Origin of the sequence: Azoarcus indigens, assembly GCF_004361735.1 — a bacterium.
Lineage (GTDB): Bacteria > Pseudomonadota > Gammaproteobacteria > Burkholderiales > Rhodocyclaceae > Azoarcus > Azoarcus indigens.
Genome location: NZ_SNVV01000001.1, coordinates 489,072 through 506,467, shown reverse-complemented (window position 1 = coordinate 506,467; position 17,396 = coordinate 489,072). Strand labels below are relative to the sequence as shown.

23 protein-coding genes are annotated in these 17,396 nt (G+C 69.0%); 22 read left to right on the top strand and 1 reads right to left on the bottom strand.

Annotated elements, in window-relative coordinates:
• Positions 1 to 31 precede the first annotated feature (31 nt).
• The 11 genes from fliD to flgJ are packed head-to-tail and all read left to right on the top strand — an operon-like array spanning position 32 to position 7,863.
• On the top strand, positions 32 to 1,405 hold the full coding sequence (gene fliD / locus C7389_RS02395) for a flagellar filament capping protein FliD (RefSeq protein WP_133587958.1): 1,374 nt from the start codon (positions 32 to 34) through the stop codon (positions 1,403 to 1,405).
• Positions 1,406 to 1,442: 37 nt separating this feature from the next.
• A complete protein-coding gene (gene fliS / locus C7389_RS02390) occupies positions 1,443 to 1,829 on the top strand; it encodes a flagellar export chaperone FliS (protein WP_133587956.1) in 387 nt (128 codons plus the stop codon).
• Positions 1,822 to 2,133: a hypothetical protein gene (locus C7389_RS02385; protein ID WP_133587954.1), complete on the top strand. Its 312-nt coding sequence runs from the start codon at positions 1,822 to 1,824 to the stop codon at positions 2,131 to 2,133. The genes fliS and C7389_RS02385 overlap by 8 nt, the downstream gene beginning before the upstream one ends.
• Positions 2,130 to 3,266, top strand: coding sequence for a flagellar hook-length control protein FliK (locus C7389_RS02380; protein WP_133587952.1), 1,137 nt, complete (start codon positions 2,130 to 2,132; stop codon positions 3,264 to 3,266). Before C7389_RS02385 ends, C7389_RS02380 begins: the two co-directional genes overlap by 4 nt.
• Positions 3,267 to 3,272: 6 nt before the next feature.
• A complete protein-coding gene (locus C7389_RS02375) occupies positions 3,273 to 3,734 on the top strand; it encodes a flagellar basal body protein (protein ID WP_133587950.1) in 462 nt (153 codons plus the stop codon).
• 2 nt (positions 3,735 to 3,736) lie between these two features.
• Entirely contained in the window at positions 3,737 to 4,429 is a 693-nt protein-coding gene (locus C7389_RS02370; protein ID WP_133587948.1) for a FliA/WhiG family RNA polymerase sigma factor, read from the top strand.
• A 33-nt stretch (positions 4,430 to 4,462) separates the two neighbouring features.
• On the top strand, positions 4,463 to 5,332 hold the full coding sequence (gene motA, locus C7389_RS02365; protein WP_133587946.1) for a flagellar motor stator protein MotA: 870 nt from the start codon (positions 4,463 to 4,465) through the stop codon (positions 5,330 to 5,332).
• A gap of 13 nt (positions 5,333 to 5,345) precedes the next feature.
• On the top strand, positions 5,346 to 6,329 hold the full coding sequence (locus C7389_RS02360; protein WP_133587944.1) for a flagellar motor protein MotB: 984 nt from the start codon (positions 5,346 to 5,348) through the stop codon (positions 6,327 to 6,329).
• 49 nt (positions 6,330 to 6,378) lie between these two features.
• Entirely contained in the window at positions 6,379 to 6,660 is a 282-nt protein-coding gene (flgM, locus tag C7389_RS02355; RefSeq protein ID WP_133587942.1) for a flagellar biosynthesis anti-sigma factor FlgM, read from the top strand.
• On the top strand, positions 6,657 to 7,082 hold the full coding sequence (flgN, locus tag C7389_RS02350) for a flagellar export chaperone FlgN (RefSeq protein ID WP_133587940.1): 426 nt from the start codon (positions 6,657 to 6,659) through the stop codon (positions 7,080 to 7,082). Before flgM ends, flgN begins: the two co-directional genes overlap by 4 nt.
• The gene (gene flgJ, locus C7389_RS02345) at positions 7,069 to 7,863 is read left to right on the top strand and encodes a flagellar assembly peptidoglycan hydrolase FlgJ (RefSeq protein ID WP_133587938.1); all 795 of its coding nucleotides are present in this window, start codon (positions 7,069 to 7,071) and stop codon (positions 7,861 to 7,863) included. The genes flgN and flgJ overlap by 14 nt, the downstream gene beginning before the upstream one ends.
• Here flgJ and flgA read toward each other — a convergent pair.
• Entirely contained in the window at positions 7,848 to 8,582 is a 735-nt protein-coding gene (gene flgA / locus C7389_RS02340; RefSeq protein WP_162851640.1) for a flagellar basal body P-ring formation chaperone FlgA, read from the bottom strand. The two genes, flgJ and flgA, sit on opposite strands and share 16 nt — an antisense overlap.
• Between flgA and flgB the strand changes: the two genes are divergently transcribed.
• From flgB to flgL, 11 genes are read left to right on the top strand one after another with little or no spacing between them, the layout of a single operon-like run.
• Positions 8,581 to 8,940 (top strand): flagellar basal body rod protein FlgB, encoded by a 360-nt coding sequence (flgB, locus tag C7389_RS02335; protein ID WP_133587934.1) that lies wholly within the window; start codon positions 8,581 to 8,583, stop codon positions 8,938 to 8,940. The two genes, flgA and flgB, sit on opposite strands and share 2 nt — an antisense overlap.
• 2 nt (positions 8,941 to 8,942) lie before the next feature.
• Positions 8,943 to 9,359 carry a flagellar basal body rod protein FlgC gene (flgC, locus tag C7389_RS02330; RefSeq protein ID WP_133587932.1) on the top strand — a complete coding sequence of 139 codons (417 nt, stop codon included), beginning with the start codon at positions 8,943 to 8,945 and terminating at the stop codon, positions 9,357 to 9,359.
• A gap of 2 nt (positions 9,360 to 9,361) precedes the next feature.
• On the top strand, positions 9,362 to 10,027 hold the full coding sequence (locus tag C7389_RS02325; RefSeq protein ID WP_133587930.1) for a flagellar hook capping FlgD N-terminal domain-containing protein: 666 nt from the start codon (positions 9,362 to 9,364) through the stop codon (positions 10,025 to 10,027).
• A 28-nt stretch (positions 10,028 to 10,055) separates the two neighbouring features.
• On the top strand, positions 10,056 to 11,243 hold the full coding sequence (flgE, locus tag C7389_RS02320; RefSeq protein WP_133587928.1) for a flagellar hook protein FlgE: 1,188 nt from the start codon (positions 10,056 to 10,058) through the stop codon (positions 11,241 to 11,243).
• A gap of 22 nt (positions 11,244 to 11,265) precedes the next feature.
• Positions 11,266 to 11,991, top strand: a complete 726-nt coding sequence (locus C7389_RS02315; RefSeq protein WP_133587926.1) for a flagellar basal body rod protein FlgF — start codon at positions 11,266 to 11,268, stop codon at positions 11,989 to 11,991.
• A gap of 24 nt (positions 11,992 to 12,015) precedes the next feature.
• The gene (flgG, locus tag C7389_RS02310) at positions 12,016 to 12,804 is read left to right on the top strand and encodes a flagellar basal-body rod protein FlgG (RefSeq protein ID WP_162851639.1); all 789 of its coding nucleotides are present in this window, start codon (positions 12,016 to 12,018) and stop codon (positions 12,802 to 12,804) included.
• A 1-nt stretch (position 12,805) separates the two neighbouring features.
• Positions 12,806 to 13,471 carry a flagellar basal body L-ring protein FlgH gene (gene flgH, locus C7389_RS02305; protein ID WP_133587924.1) on the top strand — a complete coding sequence of 222 codons (666 nt, stop codon included), beginning with the start codon at positions 12,806 to 12,808 and terminating at the stop codon, positions 13,469 to 13,471.
• A 14-nt stretch (positions 13,472 to 13,485) separates the two neighbouring features.
• Complete coding sequence (locus tag C7389_RS02300) at positions 13,486 to 14,607, top strand: flagellar basal body P-ring protein FlgI (RefSeq protein WP_133587922.1); 1,122 nt, start codon at positions 13,486 to 13,488, stop codon at positions 14,605 to 14,607.
• 9 nt (positions 14,608 to 14,616) lie between these two features.
• Complete coding sequence (locus C7389_RS02295) at positions 14,617 to 15,063, top strand: rod-binding protein (RefSeq protein ID WP_133587920.1); 447 nt, start codon at positions 14,617 to 14,619, stop codon at positions 15,061 to 15,063.
• 14 nt (positions 15,064 to 15,077) lie between these two features.
• Positions 15,078 to 16,457 carry a flagellar hook-associated protein FlgK gene (gene flgK / locus C7389_RS02290; protein ID WP_133587918.1) on the top strand — a complete coding sequence of 460 codons (1,380 nt, stop codon included), beginning with the start codon at positions 15,078 to 15,080 and terminating at the stop codon, positions 16,455 to 16,457.
• 8 nt (positions 16,458 to 16,465) lie between these two features.
• Positions 16,466 to 17,380: a flagellar hook-associated protein FlgL gene (gene flgL, locus C7389_RS02285; RefSeq protein ID WP_211168155.1), complete on the top strand. Its 915-nt coding sequence runs from the start codon at positions 16,466 to 16,468 to the stop codon at positions 17,378 to 17,380.
• Positions 17,381 to 17,396 lie beyond the last annotated feature (16 nt).

Sequence of the window (17,396 nt, the reverse complement as noted above, 5' to 3'; positions counted from 1 at the left end):
GACCCCATTTCCCCCTCGGCAGGAGCGTTCCATGGCTGACATCGACCCGACCTCGACGGCCGCCTCGCTGGCGACCTACTACACCCAGAACGCCCAATCCCGCCTGGATACCCAGACGGCAAAGGCGACCAGCACCACCACCGCGCTGACCAAGCTCAGAAGCGCGCTGAGCACCTTCGACACCGCGCTGGCCGGCCTCACCTCGGTCAAGACCGGCGTCGCCCAGTACTCGGCCACCTTCTCGTCCGCGGTCGGCACCGCCACCGCCTCGTCCACCGCGGCGGCCGGCAGCTACGCCTTCTTCGTCGAGAAGGTCGCCACCGCGCACCAGCTCGCCTTCGAAGACATTCCGCCGGACATCGACGTCATCAACGGCGGCCCGCTCATCATCCAGCTGGGCGACGGCAGCAGCTTCACCGTGGATCTCGCCGCCTCCGACCGCGACGGCGACGGCAAGCTCTCGCCCAGCGAAGTGGCGCGCGCCATCAACCTCGCCGAGGACAACGGCGGCAAGGTCTCCGCCATGGTCGTCACCAGCGGCGGCAAGAGCCAGCTGGTGCTCACCTCGGCCACCACCGGCAGCGACGGCGCCATCACGCTGGACACCAGCGGCCTGCCGGCCAGCGACCTCAAGACCGCGCTCGGTGGCGGCGGGGTGGAACTGGTGAAGGCGGAAGACGCGGTGGTGTGGCTGGGCAACAAGGATTCCGGCCTGCGCATGGAGCAAAGCTCCAACACCTTCACCGCCATCGAAGGCGTCAGCGTCACCTTCACCCAGGCGATGAGCGAGGGCAGCGCGCCGGCCACGCTGACGGTGGGCACCGACACCAGCGCCACCACCTCCAAGGTGCAGAGCTTTGTCAGCGCCTACAACGCGCTGATGAAGGTGCTGGGCGACCTCACCGCCTATGGCGACCCGGACGCCGGTTCCTCCTCGGCCATCTTTGCTTCCGACACCGGCATCCGCAACCTCAAGACCCGGCTGGCCGGCATCGTCCGCGACGGCGCCGATGGCGTCAGCATGCGCGAGCTCGGCATCAGCATCGGCCGCGACGGCACCATGGCGCTGGATACCGACAAGCTGGAAGCCGCGCTGGAAGCCGACCCGGGCAAGCTGGACAGCTTCTTCGGCAGCCCCCGCGCCGGCAACCAGACCGGCGTGCTCGGCAACTTCGACATCTACCTGGACAGCTGGCTCAACAGCGCCTCCGGCCAGATCGCCCGCCGCCAGGAAACGGTGACCAAGCTGCAGGCGCAATACACCGCGCGCCAGGAACAGCTGGACCGCAAGTACGACAGCGCCTACGCGCGCTACCTCGCCCAATTCACCCAATTGCAGACGCTGACGGCGCAGATGAGCGAGACATCCGGCCTGTTCAGCAGCCTGTCGACCAGCAGCAGCTGAGGCTGGCCGGCGTAGACATCCAACGAGGGGTAAGAGCTTGAACCACGAAGCCTATCGCAGCTACCACGAGGTCAATCTGGGCGCCCGGGCCGCCCAGGCCTCGCCGGTACAACTGGTGCTGATCCTCACCGACGGCCTGCTCGAAGAGCTGGCGCGCACCCGCGCCCACATCGAGAGCAAGCGCTACGAGGCCAAGGCGATCAGCCTGGACAAGTGCGTGAACATCCTCAACGGCCTCTCCAGCGCGCTGGACTTCGACGCCGGCAGCGAGCTCGTCGTCAATCTCGGCCGCCTCTACGACTACTGCGCCCAGCGCCTCTACCACGCCGGCTACGCGCTGGACGTGGCGGCGGTGGACGAAGTCATCGGCCTCATCACCACCTTGCGCCACGGCTGGCAAGGCATGCAGGCCAACCATGGATAGGCAGGTAGCGCTGCTGCGCCTGGCGCGCCGCCTGGCCGCCGCCGCCGCCGACAAGGACTGGGAAACCCTGGGCCGGGTGGACCGCGAACTGGCCGCCACGCTGCCGCAACTGGCCGCGCACGGCGCCTGGAGCCCCGCCGAGCAGCGCGCGCTGGACGAACTGCAGCGCGCCCATGCCGCCGCCCAGGCCGACTGCCTGCGGGAAACCGCCGAAGCCGGCCGCCGCCTGGGGCAGATGCGGGAAAGCAAGGAAGGCTGGATGGCCTACGCGATGAACGAAGAATGGCAGGAGAGCCGCACATGAATGCCTTGTTGAGCCTGGTATCCGCGCCGGCGAAGTCGCCTGCCCAGGGCCCCGCGGCCCCGGCCGCGCCCAGCATCGGCGCGGTGCTGGCGACCACGCCGGCCGCCGGCAGATCCACCGTCCCCGACACGGCGGCGAATGAAGCCGCAACCCCCCCCGGCGATTTCATCGCCGCGCTGCAGGGCGCGGCCGACCCGCTGGCGGCCGGCGACGATCCGGCGCTGGAGCAGGGCGCCGGTCTGGAGGATGAAGCGGGCAAGCAGGCCGAAGCCCCGGCCGACGGCGCGCTGCAGGCGCAGACGCCGGCCACGCCGGCGATGGACGCCAACGGCTCGGTGGCCGCCATCGTCGCCGCCCTGGTCGCGGCCGCCACCGGCAAGGCCCAGGCGGCGCCCACAGGCGAAGCCACCGTGGCCGCCGGCAATGGCGATAGCGCGGTGGCCGCGCTCGCCCGGCCCGCCGCCGCGGCCTTGGCGCAGGATGCCACCGCCACCCAGGCGCGCACTGACATGGCCGCCGCGAATCGCAATTCCACTGCAGCCGATCTGCTGCAGCCCACCACGGCGGTGCGCCTGCCGCAACGCGACACCGTGCTGGCCGCCGCGCAGGACGGTAGCGCGGTCGAGCGCCTGCCAGCGGCGAGCGCCCCCGCCGTATCCGCCGCGCTTGCGTCGGCCAGCGGCAGCGCTGCCGGCGAAAGCGCCACCCTCAAGCTGCCCAATGGCGAAGCCAGCCAGTGGCGCCAGCCGCTGGCCCAGGCGCTGGGCGAGCGGCTGGAAGTGCAACTGGCGCGCGGCAGCGAGCGGGCGGTGATCCGCCTCGATCCGCCGATGATGGGCACGGTGGAAATCGTCGTCCGCCATGAAGGCGGCGCGCTGCAGGTGCATCTGAGCGCCACCCACGGCGACGTGCTGCGCCAGCTGCATGCACTGAGCGACAGCCTGCGGCAGGACCCGGCGCTGCGCCAGTTCAGCGACGTCAGCGTGCAGGTGTCCGACGCCGGCCGCGACGGCGATGGCCGCCAGCGCCAGCGCCAGGCCGAAGCCCAGGCGGACGAGCCGGGCCGCGCCCTGGCCGAAGCCGAGGCCGGCCATGCGCCGCAGGGCTTCTCCCTGAGCGGCGAGCAGGGGTAAGCGGCGATGAAGAAAACCCAGCTCCTCATCGTCTTCATCCTCGTCGGCGGCCTGATGGCGGCGGCCGGTGGCGGTGCCGCCTGGTGGTGGCTGAACTCGCGCGGCGCCACCCCGCAGGTGGCGGAGCAGAAGCCGCAGGTGGATACCCGCGAGTACCGCTACGTCAGCCTCGACAAGGTCATCGTCATGCTGCGCGGCCGCGAGGGCGAGCCGCTGTCCCACTACCTGGCGCTGGACCTGGTGTTCAAGACGCCGCTGGAGAGCGAGAAGACCGCCAAGGCCCACCTGCCGCTGATGCGCAGCATCGCGGTGAAGGCCATGTCTGCCTACACCTTCGAGCAGGCCGGGCAGATGACGGTGGACCAGTTCGCCGCCGGCATCAACCAGGCCTATGACGAAGGCTACGCCCGCGAGCCGGGCGGCAAGCCCTTCGTCGAAGCCATGATCGGCAAGCTCATCATCGAGTGACCATGGACATGCAGACCGGCTACGCGGAAGTCCAGGACGTCGCCGACGAGCAGACGCAGCTGCTCGCCTACGCGCCGCTGGTCAAGCGCATCGTGCGCCAGCTCAATTCCCAGAGCGGCGGCGCGATAGACCGCGAGGACATGGAGCAGATCGGTCTGCTGGGCCTGCTTGACGCCCTGCGCCGCTACGGCACGCCGGACGAGAAGTTCGGCGCCTACGCGGCGATGCGGGTGCGCGGCGCCATCCTGGACGAGCTGCGCCGGCAGGACTGGCGGCCGCGCTCGGTGCGGCAGGAGAGCCACCGCAACCGCGACGCGGTGCGCGAGCTCACCCGCCGCCTGGGGCGCGAGCCGAGCGAGGCCGAGATCATGAAGGCGCTGGGACTCAGCGTGGAGGCCTACCAGGAATACCAGCTGGCCGAGAGCGCCGAGATGCTGGCCAGTTTCGACGAGATGATGAACGAGATGGGCAAGCTGCCCTCCGACCGCCCCTCGCCGGAAACCCTGCTGGTGCGCCGGCGCAGCATCGAGCAGGCGCTGCTGGCGCTGGACGGGCGCGAGCAGCGCGTCATCCAGCTGTACTACGAGTTCGACCTCAGCCTGAAGGAAATCGCCGCCGTGCTCGGCCTCACCGAAGCGCGCGTGTGCCAGATCAACAAGGGGGCCTTGCGCAAGATGAAGGCCTGCCTGGAATGAAGACGCAACACTGAAAGGAAACGGGAGCAATTCATGCAGCAGATCCTGGGTATCGCCATCGTGCTGGGATGCGTCTTCGGCGGCTTCATGCTCGGCGGCGGTGCGCTGCACGTCATCTGGGAGCCGGTGGAGCTGATGATCATCGCCGGCGCCGGCCTGGGTGCCATCGTGCTCGGCAACCCGCGCCATGTGCTGTCGGAGATGCTCATCCAGCTGCGCAAGGTGGTGTCGCGCCGCAAGCAGGGTCCGGACTTCCAGCGCCAGCTGCTGCTGCTGATGTACGAGCTGCTGCAGACCGCCGCCGGCGGCCTCAAGGCGCTGGACGCCCACGTCGAGGCGCCGCACGACAGCCCGCTGTTCCGCCGCTATCCGCTGATCCTGGAAGAGCCCAAGCTGCTCGCCTTCATCGTGGACAACTTCCGCCTGATGGCCATGGGCAAGATCAGCGGCCACGAGCTGGAGGGCGTGCTGGAGCAGGAACTGGAGGCCATCCACGACGAGCTGGAGCAGCCCTCCAAGTCGCTGCACAAGATCGGCGAGGCCATGCCGGGCTTCGGCATCCTGGCCGCGGTGTTGGGCATCGTGATGGCGATGAACTCGGTGGGCGACGGCCTGGGCGCGGCGGAGATCGCTGCCAAGGTGGCGGCCGCCATGGTCGGCACCTTCATCGGCATCTTCTTCTGCTACGGCGTGCTCGACCCGCTCAGCAACGTCATGAAGCAGCTGGTGACGCAGGAGATGTCCAACATGGAATGCGTCAAGGTGGTGCTGGTCACCCACGTCTCCGGCAAGCCGCCGCTGCTCGCTATCGACGCCGGCCGCCGGCTGGTGCAGCTCAACATCAAGCCGAGCTTCGCCCAGCTCGAATCCTGGATAGACGCGCTGCAGGACGCGCGCAGCTGAGGCCCCGGCGACCATGGCGAACAACAACAAGCAGCACAGCGAAGCCGTCGTCAAGCGCGTCTCGCGCAAGCACGATGATGGCGGCCACGGCGGCAGCTGGAAGGTGGCTTTCGCCGACTTCTGCCTGGCGCTGATGTGCCTCTTCCTGGTGCTGTGGGTGCTGGCGGCGCGGGACAAGGAACAGCTGGAGGAGAGCCTGCGCGAATCCAGCGCCAGCATGCTGGAGGGCGGCGAGCGCCGCATCCCCGACCCGATAGGCGCGCCCAGCGGCAGCCTGATCCCGCGCGAGCCCATCCCCAGCCGCGGCGAGACCACCAGCAACAGCAAGCACATCGGTAACACCGACATCGACCCCGACCCGGCGCGCATGCGCTTGAAGAGCCACTACGATTCTGCCTCCGACCTGCAGGAGCTGGCCCTCATCCTTGCCCGCCTGAGCGAGCAGAGCGGCCTCGCCGGCAACCTGCAGACGGTGGTGACGCCCTACGGCCTGCGGGTGATGCTGCACGACACCGACCGCGAAGGCATGTTCGAGCGCGGCAGCGCGGTGCCCAGCGAGAAGTTCAAGCAGCTGCTGCGCAAGATGGGGCCGCTGTTCGCCCAGATCGACAACCAGATGCTCATCGTCGGCCATACCGACTCCAAGCCCTTCCTGTCGCGCGCTTTCGGCGCGCCGTCCAACTGGTCGCTGTCCAGCAACCGGGCGATGGCGGCGCGGGTGCAGCTGCTCGAAGGCGGCATGAACCCGCACAGCGTGCTGCAGGTGGTGGGCATGGCCGAGCGCGCGCCGCTGGACACCCAGGATTCCACCGCCGGCATCAACCGCCGCATCGAGCTCCTCATCCTCACCACCGGCCAGGCGCAGATGGTGGCCTCCATGTTCGGCGTGCCGGACAAGGTCGCGCCGCTGATCGAGGGCGTGGATTCGGCGCTGCCGGATGCCGCACAGATAGACCAGCTGCGCCGCCAGTTCCGCGCCGGCGCGGGCGCGCGCTGAGCAGCGAACGAGCGGACATGACATGCGTACCAGAGCAAGAGGCCATTCCATGAAGATTTCCGGTTCCGCAGGCCCCCAGGCAGCGGCCATCGCGCCGGTGAGCGAAGCCGCCGCCAGCGACACCGCCAAGGCCGCAACGCCGCAGGCCAATGCCACCGGCGAGCTGCAGTCCGCCGTGCTGCAACCGGCGCTGCAGGCGCTGCGCGACATGCCCGACATCGACCAGGCCAAGGTCGCCGCCCTGCGCGAGGCGCTGGCGCGCGGCGAGGTGCCCTTCGACGCCGGCAAGCTGGCCGGGCTGATAGCGCGCTTCCACGGAGGCCGCGGGTGAAGCGCAAGGATCTGCTGCTGCGCCTTGCTGCCGGCATCGGTGCCGACGTCGCCGACTACAACCGGCTGCGCGGCCTGCTGCAGGAGCAGTTCGAGGCCGCGGTATGCCACCGCAGCGAGGCCATCGCCGCGGTGGGCGAGGCCATCGTCGCCCTCGCCGGCACGCTGGAAGCCCGGCGGCAGGAGCGTGTCGCCCTGGCCGGGCGGCTGTCGCTGGAGAAGGGCGCCGAGGCCATGCAGCGCATCTTCGCCATGTTGCCGCCCAACCCGCGTGAACGGCTGCAGGCCAGCTGGCAGGGGCTGGAGCGGCTGGTGCGCGAATGCAAGGCGATGAACCAGCGCAACTGCAATCTGTTGATGGAACAGCACGAGATCATGCAGCGGGTGCTGAACACCGAGGCCGACACCTATGTTCCGCGCTGACCCCGCCGTTTCCACCTACGCCGCCGGCATCGCCGCCGCCCGCGACGAGATCGCGCTGCCGCTGAGCATGCCACCGGGCACGCAAATGAGCCGCGCCGGCTTCGCCAGCATGATGGGCAGCGTGCGCGACGAGGTGCAGCACTTCATCGCTAAGGGCTCGCAGGAGCTGGACCTGAACGCCGCCGGCCAAGTATGGCGCGCCCGCCTGCAGCAGGCCGCGGCAGACGAAGAAGGTGAGCGCGCCGCCACGCTGAAAACGGCGGCGCTGCGCGCGGTGGAGCGGGCCACGTCTTCCGGGCTGGCGGTGGAAGGCATGGCCGAGCACCAGCAGGCCTTCCTCGGCCGCATTGCGCCGTGGGCGCGGGAGGCCGGCCGGCGGCTGGGCGTGGCGCCGGAGATCGTCGCCGCCCAGGCGGCGCTGGAGTCCGGCTGGGGCCAGCGGCCGCTGCGCGGCGACGATGGCCGCGACACCCACAACCTGTTCGGCATCAAGGCCGGCGGCAACTGGCAGGGCGCCACCGTGGAGGCGCAGACCACCGAATTCGAAGAGGGCGTGGCGGTGCGCCGCGCCGAGCGTTTCCGCAGCTACCCGACGCCGGCCAGCGCCTTCCGCGACTTCGCCGCGCTGCTGGCGGACAACCCGCGCTACCGCGGCGCGCTCAACGCCGGTGGCGATGCCCGCGCCTACGCCGAAGGCCTGGCGCAGGGCGGCTACGCCACCGATCCCGACTATGCCGACAAGCTGGTGAGCATCGCCCGCCGGCTTCAGCGGGCGGATTGAGGAGCGGAGGGCGCGATGGGCATGTCCGCCGGTTCCACCTCGTTGCTGCCGATCACCCGGGCGCGGATCACGTTGCCGGTGGTGGTGTTGCGCACGTTCACGATGTCGCCGGCGTGGCCCACTTCCATCGCCTCGCCGGCGGCGGTCACCAGCACCGGGCCGTTGCGCGCCACGATGCGCACCGCCGCGCCGCGCCGTACCAGCACCGGCTCGACCAGCAGCTTGCGGTCCACCACCTGCCCGGCGCGGATGGCGCGGCGGGCGGACTGGCCGATGACGTCCTCCGGGTCGGAGGTGACCTCGGCGCTGCCCGCCAGCGGGCGCCGCTCCAGCGTCACTTCGTGCCCGGCGATGGGCCGGCGCGCGGCGATACCGCCGGGCGCCACCACCACCTGCGCCGACAGCTCGGCGCGCACCACGTACTCCGCCCGCGCGCCGCTGGCCGGGCACACCGCCGCGTACCGCATGCGGCTGGGGTGGCGGGTGTCCAGCGCTTCCACCCGCGGCGCGGTGGCGCAGGCAAGCGGCGCGCCGTCGCCGGCGATGAGCTTGAGGCTCACCTCCGGCTGCACCAGCCCGGCCTGCGCGGCGCGGTCGAGCAGGAATTCGCGCGCGGCGCGAGCCACTGGTTCCTCGCTGGCGGCGAGGGCGGGCAGGGCGCTGGCGCAGGCCAGGCCGAGCAGGACTTCGAACAAGCGGGATGAATGAGGTAAACGCATGGGCATAAATTTCGACAAGGCCTTGGGGCTGCATCCGGATGCGCTGCGGCTGCGTGCGGAGCGGACGAAGATCCTGGCATCCAACATCGCCAACGACAGCACGCCCGGCTACCAGGCGCGGGACATCGACTTCGCCGCAACGCTGCGGCAGGTGGCCGGTGGGGAAGGGCTGTCGCTGGGCACCGCCGACACCGAACTGCTGTATCGCCTGCCGAACAACCCGACGCAGGACGGCAACACGGTGGAGCTGGGGACGGAACAGGCGCAGTTCTCGCAGAACGCCTCGGATTTCCAGACAAGTCTGACCTTTCTCAACATGAAGCTCAAGGGCCTGGCCAAGGCCATAGAGGGGCAATAAACATGTCATTCAGGAATATCGCGCAGATTGCCGGCTCGGCGATGACCGCCCAGTCGCTGCGGCTGAACACGGTGGCAAGCAACCTCGCCAACGCCCAGACCGCCTCCGCCACCGAGAACGAGACCTACCGCGCGCGCAAGCCGGTGTTCGCCTCCATCTACGAGCGCAGCGGCGAACAGGTGGCCGGCGCCCGCGTGCAGGTGCTGGACGTGGTGGAGAGCACCGAGCCGCTGCGCCAGGCCTACGAGCCGGACAACCCGCTGGCGAACGAGGACGGCATGGTGTTCTACCCCAACGTCAATTCGGTGGCGGAGATGACCGACATGATGGCCGCCTCGCGTGCCTTCGAATCCAGCGTCGAGGTGCTGGGCCGGGTGAAATCCATGCAGCAGTCGCTGCTCAGGCTGGGAGAGAACTGATCATGACCGCAGCGGTAAGCAACAACGGCAGCAATACCACCGGCAGCAGTTCGTCGTCTGCCATCACCATGAGCTCGACGGACGACAGCCCGTCCGAGCTGTTCACCACCCTGCTGGTGGCGCAGATCAAGAACCAGAACCCGCTGGAGCCGACCGACCCGAGCGAGTTCGTCGGCCAGCTCACCCAGCTGAGCCAGATGGAGGCGCTGCAGAACCTGGTGAGCCAGAGCGGCGTCACCGCCTCCATGCTGGAGAGTCTGCAGGTGCTGACGCTGGGTGGCCAGGTCGGCTCCCAGGTCACCGTCACCACCGACACGGTCAACCTGTCCAGCGAGCCGGTGAGCGGCAGCTTCACCCTGGGCAATGCCAGCGCCGCGACCACGCTGGTGCTCACCGGCGAAGGCGGCAGCACCTACAAGCTGCAGCTGGGTACCCACGCGCCGGGCGAGGTGGCCTTCACCATCGATCCGGAAGCGCTGGGCCTGCCGGCCGGCAGCTACACCATGAGCGTGGTCGCCGACAGCGGGGAGACGCCGGCCATCGGCATCACCGGCCAGGTGCAGAAGGTGCGGCTGTCGCCCACCACCGGGGTGATGCTCACCGTCGCCAACCTCGGCGAAATCTCCAGCACCGCGATCACCGCCTTCAACGGCAGCAGCGTCAACTGAACAACCCCAGGTTCGAGAGGATGCAACCATGAGCTTCGAAATCGCCCTGTCCGGCATCAACGCCATCAACACCCAGCTGGATACCATCAGCAACAACATCGCCAACTCCGGCACCTACGGCTTCAAGTCCAGCCGCGCCAACTTCGCCTCCATGTACGCCGGTACCCAGCCCACCGGCACCGAGGTGTCCTCGCTGACGCAGACGCTGGGCATAGGCGGCGGCGTGCTCAACACCGGCCGCGACCTGGACGTCTCCATTAGCGGCGGCGGCTTCTTCGTCACCCGCGATACCGACGGCACCGAGGTCTATACCCGCGTCGGCGTGTTCTCCAAGGACAAGGACGGCTACCTGGTGGACAGCTTTGGCCGCAAGGTGCAGGGCTACGCCGCGGTGGAAGGCAGCGATGCGCTGGGCGCCATGGGCAACCTGCAGATCCCCACCGGCCAGATCCCGGCCCAGGCCAGCACCACGCTGAACTACGTCGGCAACCTGTCGGTGGACTGGACGGTGCCCACCGTCGCCACCTTCGACCCGGCCGATCCGCAGTCCTTCAACAGCTCGGTGCTGTCGGTGGTGCACGACTCGCTGGGCGTGAAGCACACGGTGACGCAGTACTTCGTCAAGACCGACACCAACGAGATCACCGCCTACTACACCTTCGACGGCGGCGCCCCGGTCGGCTCCCAGGTGCTCAGCTTCGACACCGAAGGCCGGCTGCAGAGCCCCACCGCCGCGGTCACGGTGAACCTCGGCACGCCCACCGGCGCCGAGCCGATGACGCTGGCGCTGGATTACACCGGCACCACCCAGTATGGCGGCGACGCCACCACCACCACCAACGCCGCCAACGGCTACGCCGCCGGCACCCAGAGCGGCGTGCAGATCGACGCCGACGGCAGCGTGTTCGCCACCTACAGCAACGGCGAGAAGCTGAAGGTGGGCACCCTCGTCCTCGCCACCTTCCCCAACCAGGACGCGCTGGTGCCCATCAGCGACACCAGCTGGACCACCTCCAACGCCTCCGGCCTGCCGTTGTACTCGACGCCGGGCGTCGGCCTCGCCGGCAGCCTCACCGCCGGCGCGCTGGAGCAGTCCAACGTGGACATGACCTCCGAGCTGGTCACCCTGATGTCCGCCCAGCGCAACTACCAGGCCAACACCAAAGTCATCTCGACCGAGAACGAGATGATGCAGACCCTGATGCAGGCGCTGTAAGCCAGCCCGCCGGAGCGCCCACATGGATGCCTTGATCTACACGGTGATGAGCAGCGCCGAACGCGCCCTCAAGGCGCAGCAGGTGCATGCCAACAACCTCGCCAACCTCGACACCGGCGGCTTCCGCGCCGACCTGGAACTGGCCACCAGCCAGGCGGTGGGCGGCTACGGCTACGACTCCCGCCACATGAGCCGGCTGCAGGCCAACGCGGTGTCCGGCGGCGAGGGCGTGATGCGCCAGACCGGCCGCGACCTGGACGTCGCCATCGTCGGCGACGGCCTGTTCGCGGTGGAGTGGCAGGGCGGCGAGGCCTACACCCGCAGCGGCAACTTCTCGGTGGATGGCGAAGGCGCACTGACGGTGAATGGCCGGCCGGTGCTGGGCGACGGTGGCCCCATCGTGCTGCCGCCCTACACCAGCCTGAGCATAGGTGTGGATGGAACCATTTCCATCCTGCCGCCGGGGCAGAACGACATGCAGCCGGTGGACCGCCTGCGGCTGGTGCGCGGCGAGGCGGCGGAGCTGACCAAGAACGAGGCCGGCCTCATCGTCGCCCGCGATGGCGCCGAGCTGGCGGTGGATGACACCGTCACCCTGCGTAGCGGCCACCTGGAAGGCAGCAACGTCTCCGCCATCGGTGAGATGGTGGCCACCATGAACCTCAACCGCGACTTCGAGATCCAGATGCGGCTCTACAAGGCCGCCGACGACATGGCCGAGGCGGGCAACCGCCTGATGCGCGATTAATCACCAGGCATACGGAGCAAGACCATGAATCCCGCACTGTGGATCAGCAAGACCGGCGTGCAGGCCCAGGACGCCAAGCTGCAGGCCATCGCCAACAACATCGCCAACGTGAACACCGTCGGCTTCAAGCGCGACCGGGTGGTGTTCGAAGACCTGTTCTACCAGGTGGAAGTACAGCCCGGCGCCCAGCGCGACGACAACACCACCGCACCCTCCGGCGTGCAGCTGGGCAACGGCACCCGCCTGGTCGGCACGCAGAAGGTGTTCACCACCGGCAACCTGCAGACCACCGAACAGGCGCTGGACGTGGCCATCGTCGGCCAGGGCTTCCTGCAGGTGCAGCAGCCCAACGGCGACATCGCCTACACCCGCGCCGGCCAGTTGCAGGTGGATGCGGACGGCCGCCTGGTCACCGCCCAGGGCCTGCCGCTGGTGCCGGAGATCGTCATCCCGGCCAATGCCTCCGGCGTCACCATCGGCGAGAACGGCGTGGTCTCCGCCACCATCGCCAACGCCGCCGCGCCGGAGCAACTGGGCCAGCTCACCCTGGTGAGCTTCGTGAACCCGGCCGGGCTGCTGGCGCTGGGCGACAACCTCTACCGCGAGACGGTGGCCAGCGGCGTGCCCAATGAAGGCGTGCCGGGCGAGGAGGGCATGGGCAAGCTGAAGCAGGGCGCGCTCGAAGGCTCCAACGTGCAGGTGGTGGAGGAAATGGTGGACATGATCGCCGCCCAGCGCACCTACGAGATGAACACCAAGGTGCTCTCCGCCGCCGACAACATGATGCAGTACCTCGCCCAGGCGGTGCGCTGACATGAACACCCGCCAGCTCGCCTGCTGCCTGCTGTCGCCGCTGCTGTCCGCCTGCACCGCGCTGCAGCCCATGCCACCCACCGCGGCGGACGAGGACCTGCGCATGGCGCTGCTGCAGCCGCCGGTGCGCAAGGGGCAGGCGGGCGGCGTGTTCATCTCCGATTCGCCCTGGTCCATGACCTCGGACAGCCGCGCCTTCCGCCCCGGCGACGTGCTCACCGTGGTGCTGCGCGAGACCACCCAGGCGAGCAAACGCGCCAACACCAGCTACGGCAAGGACAGCAGCTTCTCCCTCTCGCCGCTGAGCCTGGGCAACCGCACGCTGCGCACCGATGCCTCCGCCAGCGCCGAGCGCGAGTTCGACGGCTCGGCCACCAGCTCGCAGCAGAACACCCTGCAGGGCGCCATCACCGTGGTGGTGCACGAGGTGCTGCCCAACGGCCTGCTACGGGTCGAGGGCGAGAAGACCCTCTACCTCAACCAGGGCGAGGAATTCATCCGCCTCAGCGGCTATGTGCGCGCCAGCGACATCGACAGCGACAACAGCGTCTCCTCCCAGCGGGTGGCCAACGCCCGCATCGCCTATTCCGGCCGCGGCGCGCTGGCGGACGCCAACTCCGCCGGCTGGCTGACGCGGCTCTTCAACAGCCCCTGGATGCCCTTCTGAACCCCGAGGTTTCCATGCGCAAGCAACGCTTCATCCAACTCGCCGCCGGCCTCCTGCTCGCCGCCGCGCCCTTGCTGGTGCCGACCGCCGCAGAGGCCGCGCAGGCGCTGCGCAGCCTGGTCAACGTGGAAGGCGTGCGCGAGAACCAGCTCATCGGCTACGGCCTGGTGGTCGGCCTGCACGGCTCCGGCGACAGCACCCAGGTGAAGTTCGCCGGCCAGTCGGTGGACAACATGCTCAAGCAGTTCGGCGTGAAGCTGCCCACCGGCAGCAGCACCCGGCTGAAGAACGTCGCCACGGTGATGGTCAGCGCGGTGTTCCCGCCCGGCTACCGCAAGGGCCAGACCATAGACATCGCCGTGTCCTCGCTGGGCGACGCCAAGAGCCTGCGCGGCGGCACCCTGCTGCTGACGCCGCTGCGCGGTGCCGATGGCGAGGTGTATGCGCTGGCGCAGGGCAACCTGGTGGTCGCCGGTCTGTCCGCCCAGGGCGCCAGCGGTTCCAACGTCACGGTGAACACGCCTACCGCCGGCCGCGTGCCCAACGGCGCCACCGTGGAGCGCGAGATCGAGAGCGATTTCGACACCCGGCCCACGGTGCGCCTCAGCCTCAAGCGGCCGCACTTCCAGACCGCCACCAACATCGTGCAGACCATCAACCGCCGCTACGGCGAGATCGCCTCCACCCGCGACGCCACCAGCGTGGACGTGATGGCGCCGGAGAACCCCACCCAGCGGGTGGCCTTCGTCGCCTCGCTGGAAGGGCTGATGGTCGACGTGGGCGAAGCCACGCCCAAGGTCATCTTCAACTCCCGGACCGGCACGGTGGTGATCGCCGAGGGCGTGCGGGTGAGGGCGGCCGCCATCTCCCACGGCGCGCTCAAGGTGGTGATCTCGGAGACGCCGCAGGTGAGCCAGCCGGCGCCCTTCGGCCGCGGCGACACGGTGGTCACGCCGCAATCGCAGATCTCGGTGGAGCAGGATGCGCCGCGCATGTTCAAGTGGCCGGCCGGCGCCAGCCTGCAGAGCATCATCGACACGGTGAACAGCACCGGCGCCACGCCGGACGACGTCATGGCCATCCTGCAGGCGCTGGACCAGGCCGGCGCGATAGACGGCGAACTCATCGTCATCTGAGGACAGCACATGGAACTCGACACCCTGAACAGCAGCGGCGCCGGCCTGCTTGCCACCGCCACCGCCGCCGAAGCTCCGGTGCTGGACCCGGCCTACCGCGCCAAGGCGGAACACGCCGCCGAGCGTTTCGAGGGCTTCTTCATCGCCGAGATGATGCGCCAGATGCGCAAGGTGACCCGCGAGATGGCGGGCGAGGACAGCGTGTTCAACAACCGCATCAACCAGGACATGCTGGACATGGCCGACGGCGTGGTGGCGGACGTGCTCGCCGGCCAGCGCGCCTTCGGCGTTGCCGATGCCATCCTGCGTCAGATCCTGCCGGCGGAGCCGCAGCGGGCGGCCATGGCGATGACCGCGCCGCTCGCCGCCGCTCCGGCATTTAACCCGGCGGCCCCGGCGGTCGCCCTGAATGAGCAGGAAGCGCCCGCGAACGCCCGCACGGCGCCCGCGCCCTGAACAGGAAGACCGCCATGAGCATGATCAACAACGCGCTGTCCGGCGCGCTCGCCGCCCAGGTCGGGCTCAACATGACCAGCCAGAACGTCGCCAACATGATGACGCCCGGCTACACCCGCCAGGGCGTGCTGCTGTCCTCGGTGCAACCGCTGGCCGGCGGCGTGCTGGCGGCTGGCAACGGCGTCACCGTTTCCTCGCTGCTGCGGTTCAGCGACGGCTACAAGAGCGTGCAGATGTGGCAGGCGAATTCCTCGCTCGGCCAGTACAGCACCACCCAGCCCTATCTGACCCAGCTGGAGCAGGTCATGGGCGACGACACCTCCAACCTCAACAGCGGCCTGGACGCCTTCTTCGCCGCGCTCAACGCCGCCAGCGTGGATCCGTCCTCCAGCCCGCTGCGTCAGCAGGTCATCAGCGCCGCCGACGCCGCGGCGCAGCGCTTCAACAGCATCAACCAGGTGCTGGTGAACCAGCGCCAGGCGGTGTTCCAGCAGCGCGCCACCACGGTGTCGCTGATCAACGGCCTCAGCGCCGGCATTGCCGATCTGAATAAGCAGATCGCCGCCGCCCAGGCCACCGGTGGCAACACCTCCGGCCTGGTGGATGCGCGCGACCTGAAGATAGACGAGCTCTCCAAGCTGGTCGGCGTGCAGGTGGTGGACCAGGCCGACGGCACCCGCAGCGTCTCCCTGCGCAGCGGCCAGCCGCTGGTGGTGGGTTCGCTGGCCGGCACCCTCGGCCTGGAGGGCAACCTCGATGGCTCGCAGACGCTGAAGCTCAGCTTCGCCCAGGAGTCCTTCGTGGTGAAGGGCGACAAACTCAGCGGCGAGTTGGGCGGCCTGAACGATTTCGAGAACACGGTGCTGGTGCCGCTGATGGAGTCCGTCACCGAAATGGCGAACCAGTTCAGCACCCGGGTGAACGATCTGCTGGCCGACGGCTACACGCCGGCCGGCGCCGCCGGCGGCCCGCTGTTCGAGTTCGACGCCACCAGCACTTCGTCCATCCTCAAGGTGAGCGACGGCTTCCTCGCCGCCGACCTGGCCTTCTCCTCCGACCCGGCGCTGCCGGGCGACAGCGGCAACCTGCTGAACCTCATCGGCATCCAGTCCAGCCAGGTCACGCTGAGTTCCATCGGTACCGTGTCCTTCTCCGACGCCGCCACCCAGCTGGTCGGCAAGCTGGCGATGGACAGCCAGCAGAACCAGACCTCCATGAGCACCGCCGAAACCGTGCGCAACCAGGCGGAAGAAAGCTGGAAATCCACCAGCGGGGTGAACGAGGACGAAGAAGCCATCAGCCTCATCCAGTTCCAGCAGATGTACCAGGCCAACATGAAAGTCATCGCCGTCGCCAACGAGTTGTTCGACAACACCCTGGCGGCCATGGGCTGAGGAGAAGGATGATGCGCATCGCCAGCACCCAGTACCACTCGACGATGAACACCGCGCTGCAGCTCGCCAATGTGCGGCTGGGCGAGATCATGCAGAAGATGGCCACCGGCCAGCGCCTGCTCAAGCCCTCGGACGACCCGATCGCCAATGTCCGCCTGTCCCGCCTCAGCCGCGAAGAGGCGGCGCTGGACCAGTACCGCGACAACATCGGCGCCCTGTCGTCCCGGCTGACGCTGAACGAGACTCACCTGGACGCCATCTCCAACGACATCCTGCAGGCCCACGACCTGATGGTGTGGGCGGCCGATGGCGCCAACACGCCGGACGACGTCGCCGCCATGGCCAGCTCGCTGAAGTCGCTGGCGGAGAGCATCTTCTACACCGCCAACACCAAGGACCAGGAAGGCCGTTACCTCTTCTCCGGCACGCTCACCGACACGCCCACCATCACCTACGACGACACCGCGCCGGTCGGCTCCCGCTACAGCTTCACCGGCAACACTGCCGAACAGCGGGTGGTGGTGGGCAACGGTGTCACCCAGGCGGCCAACGTCACCGTCGCCGAGCTGGCCGGCCTGCTGAACTCGATGGAAGGCACGGTGGAGGTGCTGGGCACCGCCGGCACCAGCGTGAACGACCCGGCGGTGCGGGCGCAGGTCACCGGCACGCTGGACCTGCTGGACGACACGCTGGACATCGTCTCCGCCACCATCTCCCGCCTCGGCGGCCAGCAGAACATCCTCGCCACGCTGGAGAACAACCACGCCAACGTCAGCCTCTCCAACCAGCAGGCGGCGCTGGACCTCGGCCAGCTGGACTACGGCGATGCGGCGGTCAAGCTCAACGGCTACACCGTCGCCCTGCAGGCCACGCAGAAAGCCTATGGCGCGGTCAGCCAGCTGTCCCTGTTCGACGTCCTCTGAGGCGAGGGGCGGATAG

Coding starts and splice junctions, on each gene's coding strand:
- fliD (WP_133587958.1), top strand. CDS start 32: ATGGCTGACATCGACCCGACCTCGACGGCCGCCTCGCTGGCGACCTAC.
- C7389_RS02385 (WP_133587954.1), top strand. CDS start 1,822: ATGGATAGGCAGGTAGCGCTGCTGCGCCTGGCGCGCCGCCTGGCCGCC.
- C7389_RS02380 (WP_133587952.1), top strand. CDS start 2,130: ATGAATGCCTTGTTGAGCCTGGTATCCGCGCCGGCGAAGTCGCCTGCC.
- C7389_RS02375 (WP_133587950.1), top strand. CDS start 3,273: ATGAAGAAAACCCAGCTCCTCATCGTCTTCATCCTCGTCGGCGGCCTG.
- C7389_RS02370 (WP_133587948.1), top strand. CDS start 3,737: ATGGACATGCAGACCGGCTACGCGGAAGTCCAGGACGTCGCCGACGAG.
- motA (WP_133587946.1), top strand. CDS start 4,463: ATGCAGCAGATCCTGGGTATCGCCATCGTGCTGGGATGCGTCTTCGGC.
- C7389_RS02360 (WP_133587944.1), top strand. CDS start 5,346: ATGGCGAACAACAACAAGCAGCACAGCGAAGCCGTCGTCAAGCGCGTC.
- flgM (WP_133587942.1), top strand. CDS start 6,379: ATGAAGATTTCCGGTTCCGCAGGCCCCCAGGCAGCGGCCATCGCGCCG.
- flgJ (WP_133587938.1), top strand. CDS start 7,069: ATGTTCCGCGCTGACCCCGCCGTTTCCACCTACGCCGCCGGCATCGCC.
- flgB (WP_133587934.1), top strand. CDS start 8,581: ATGGGCATAAATTTCGACAAGGCCTTGGGGCTGCATCCGGATGCGCTG.
- flgA (WP_162851640.1), bottom strand. CDS start 8,582: ATGCGTTTACCTCATTCATCCCGCTTGTTCGAAGTCCTGCTCGGCCTG.
- flgC (WP_133587932.1), top strand. CDS start 8,943: ATGTCATTCAGGAATATCGCGCAGATTGCCGGCTCGGCGATGACCGCC.
- C7389_RS02325 (WP_133587930.1), top strand. CDS start 9,362: ATGACCGCAGCGGTAAGCAACAACGGCAGCAATACCACCGGCAGCAGT.
- flgE (WP_133587928.1), top strand. CDS start 10,056: ATGAGCTTCGAAATCGCCCTGTCCGGCATCAACGCCATCAACACCCAG.
- C7389_RS02315 (WP_133587926.1), top strand. CDS start 11,266: ATGGATGCCTTGATCTACACGGTGATGAGCAGCGCCGAACGCGCCCTC.
- flgG (WP_162851639.1), top strand. CDS start 12,016: ATGAATCCCGCACTGTGGATCAGCAAGACCGGCGTGCAGGCCCAGGAC.
- flgH (WP_133587924.1), top strand. CDS start 12,806: ATGAACACCCGCCAGCTCGCCTGCTGCCTGCTGTCGCCGCTGCTGTCC.
- C7389_RS02300 (WP_133587922.1), top strand. CDS start 13,486: ATGCGCAAGCAACGCTTCATCCAACTCGCCGCCGGCCTCCTGCTCGCC.
- C7389_RS02295 (WP_133587920.1), top strand. CDS start 14,617: ATGGAACTCGACACCCTGAACAGCAGCGGCGCCGGCCTGCTTGCCACC.
- flgK (WP_133587918.1), top strand. CDS start 15,078: ATGAGCATGATCAACAACGCGCTGTCCGGCGCGCTCGCCGCCCAGGTC.
- flgL (WP_211168155.1), top strand. CDS start 16,466: ATGATGCGCATCGCCAGCACCCAGTACCACTCGACGATGAACACCGCG.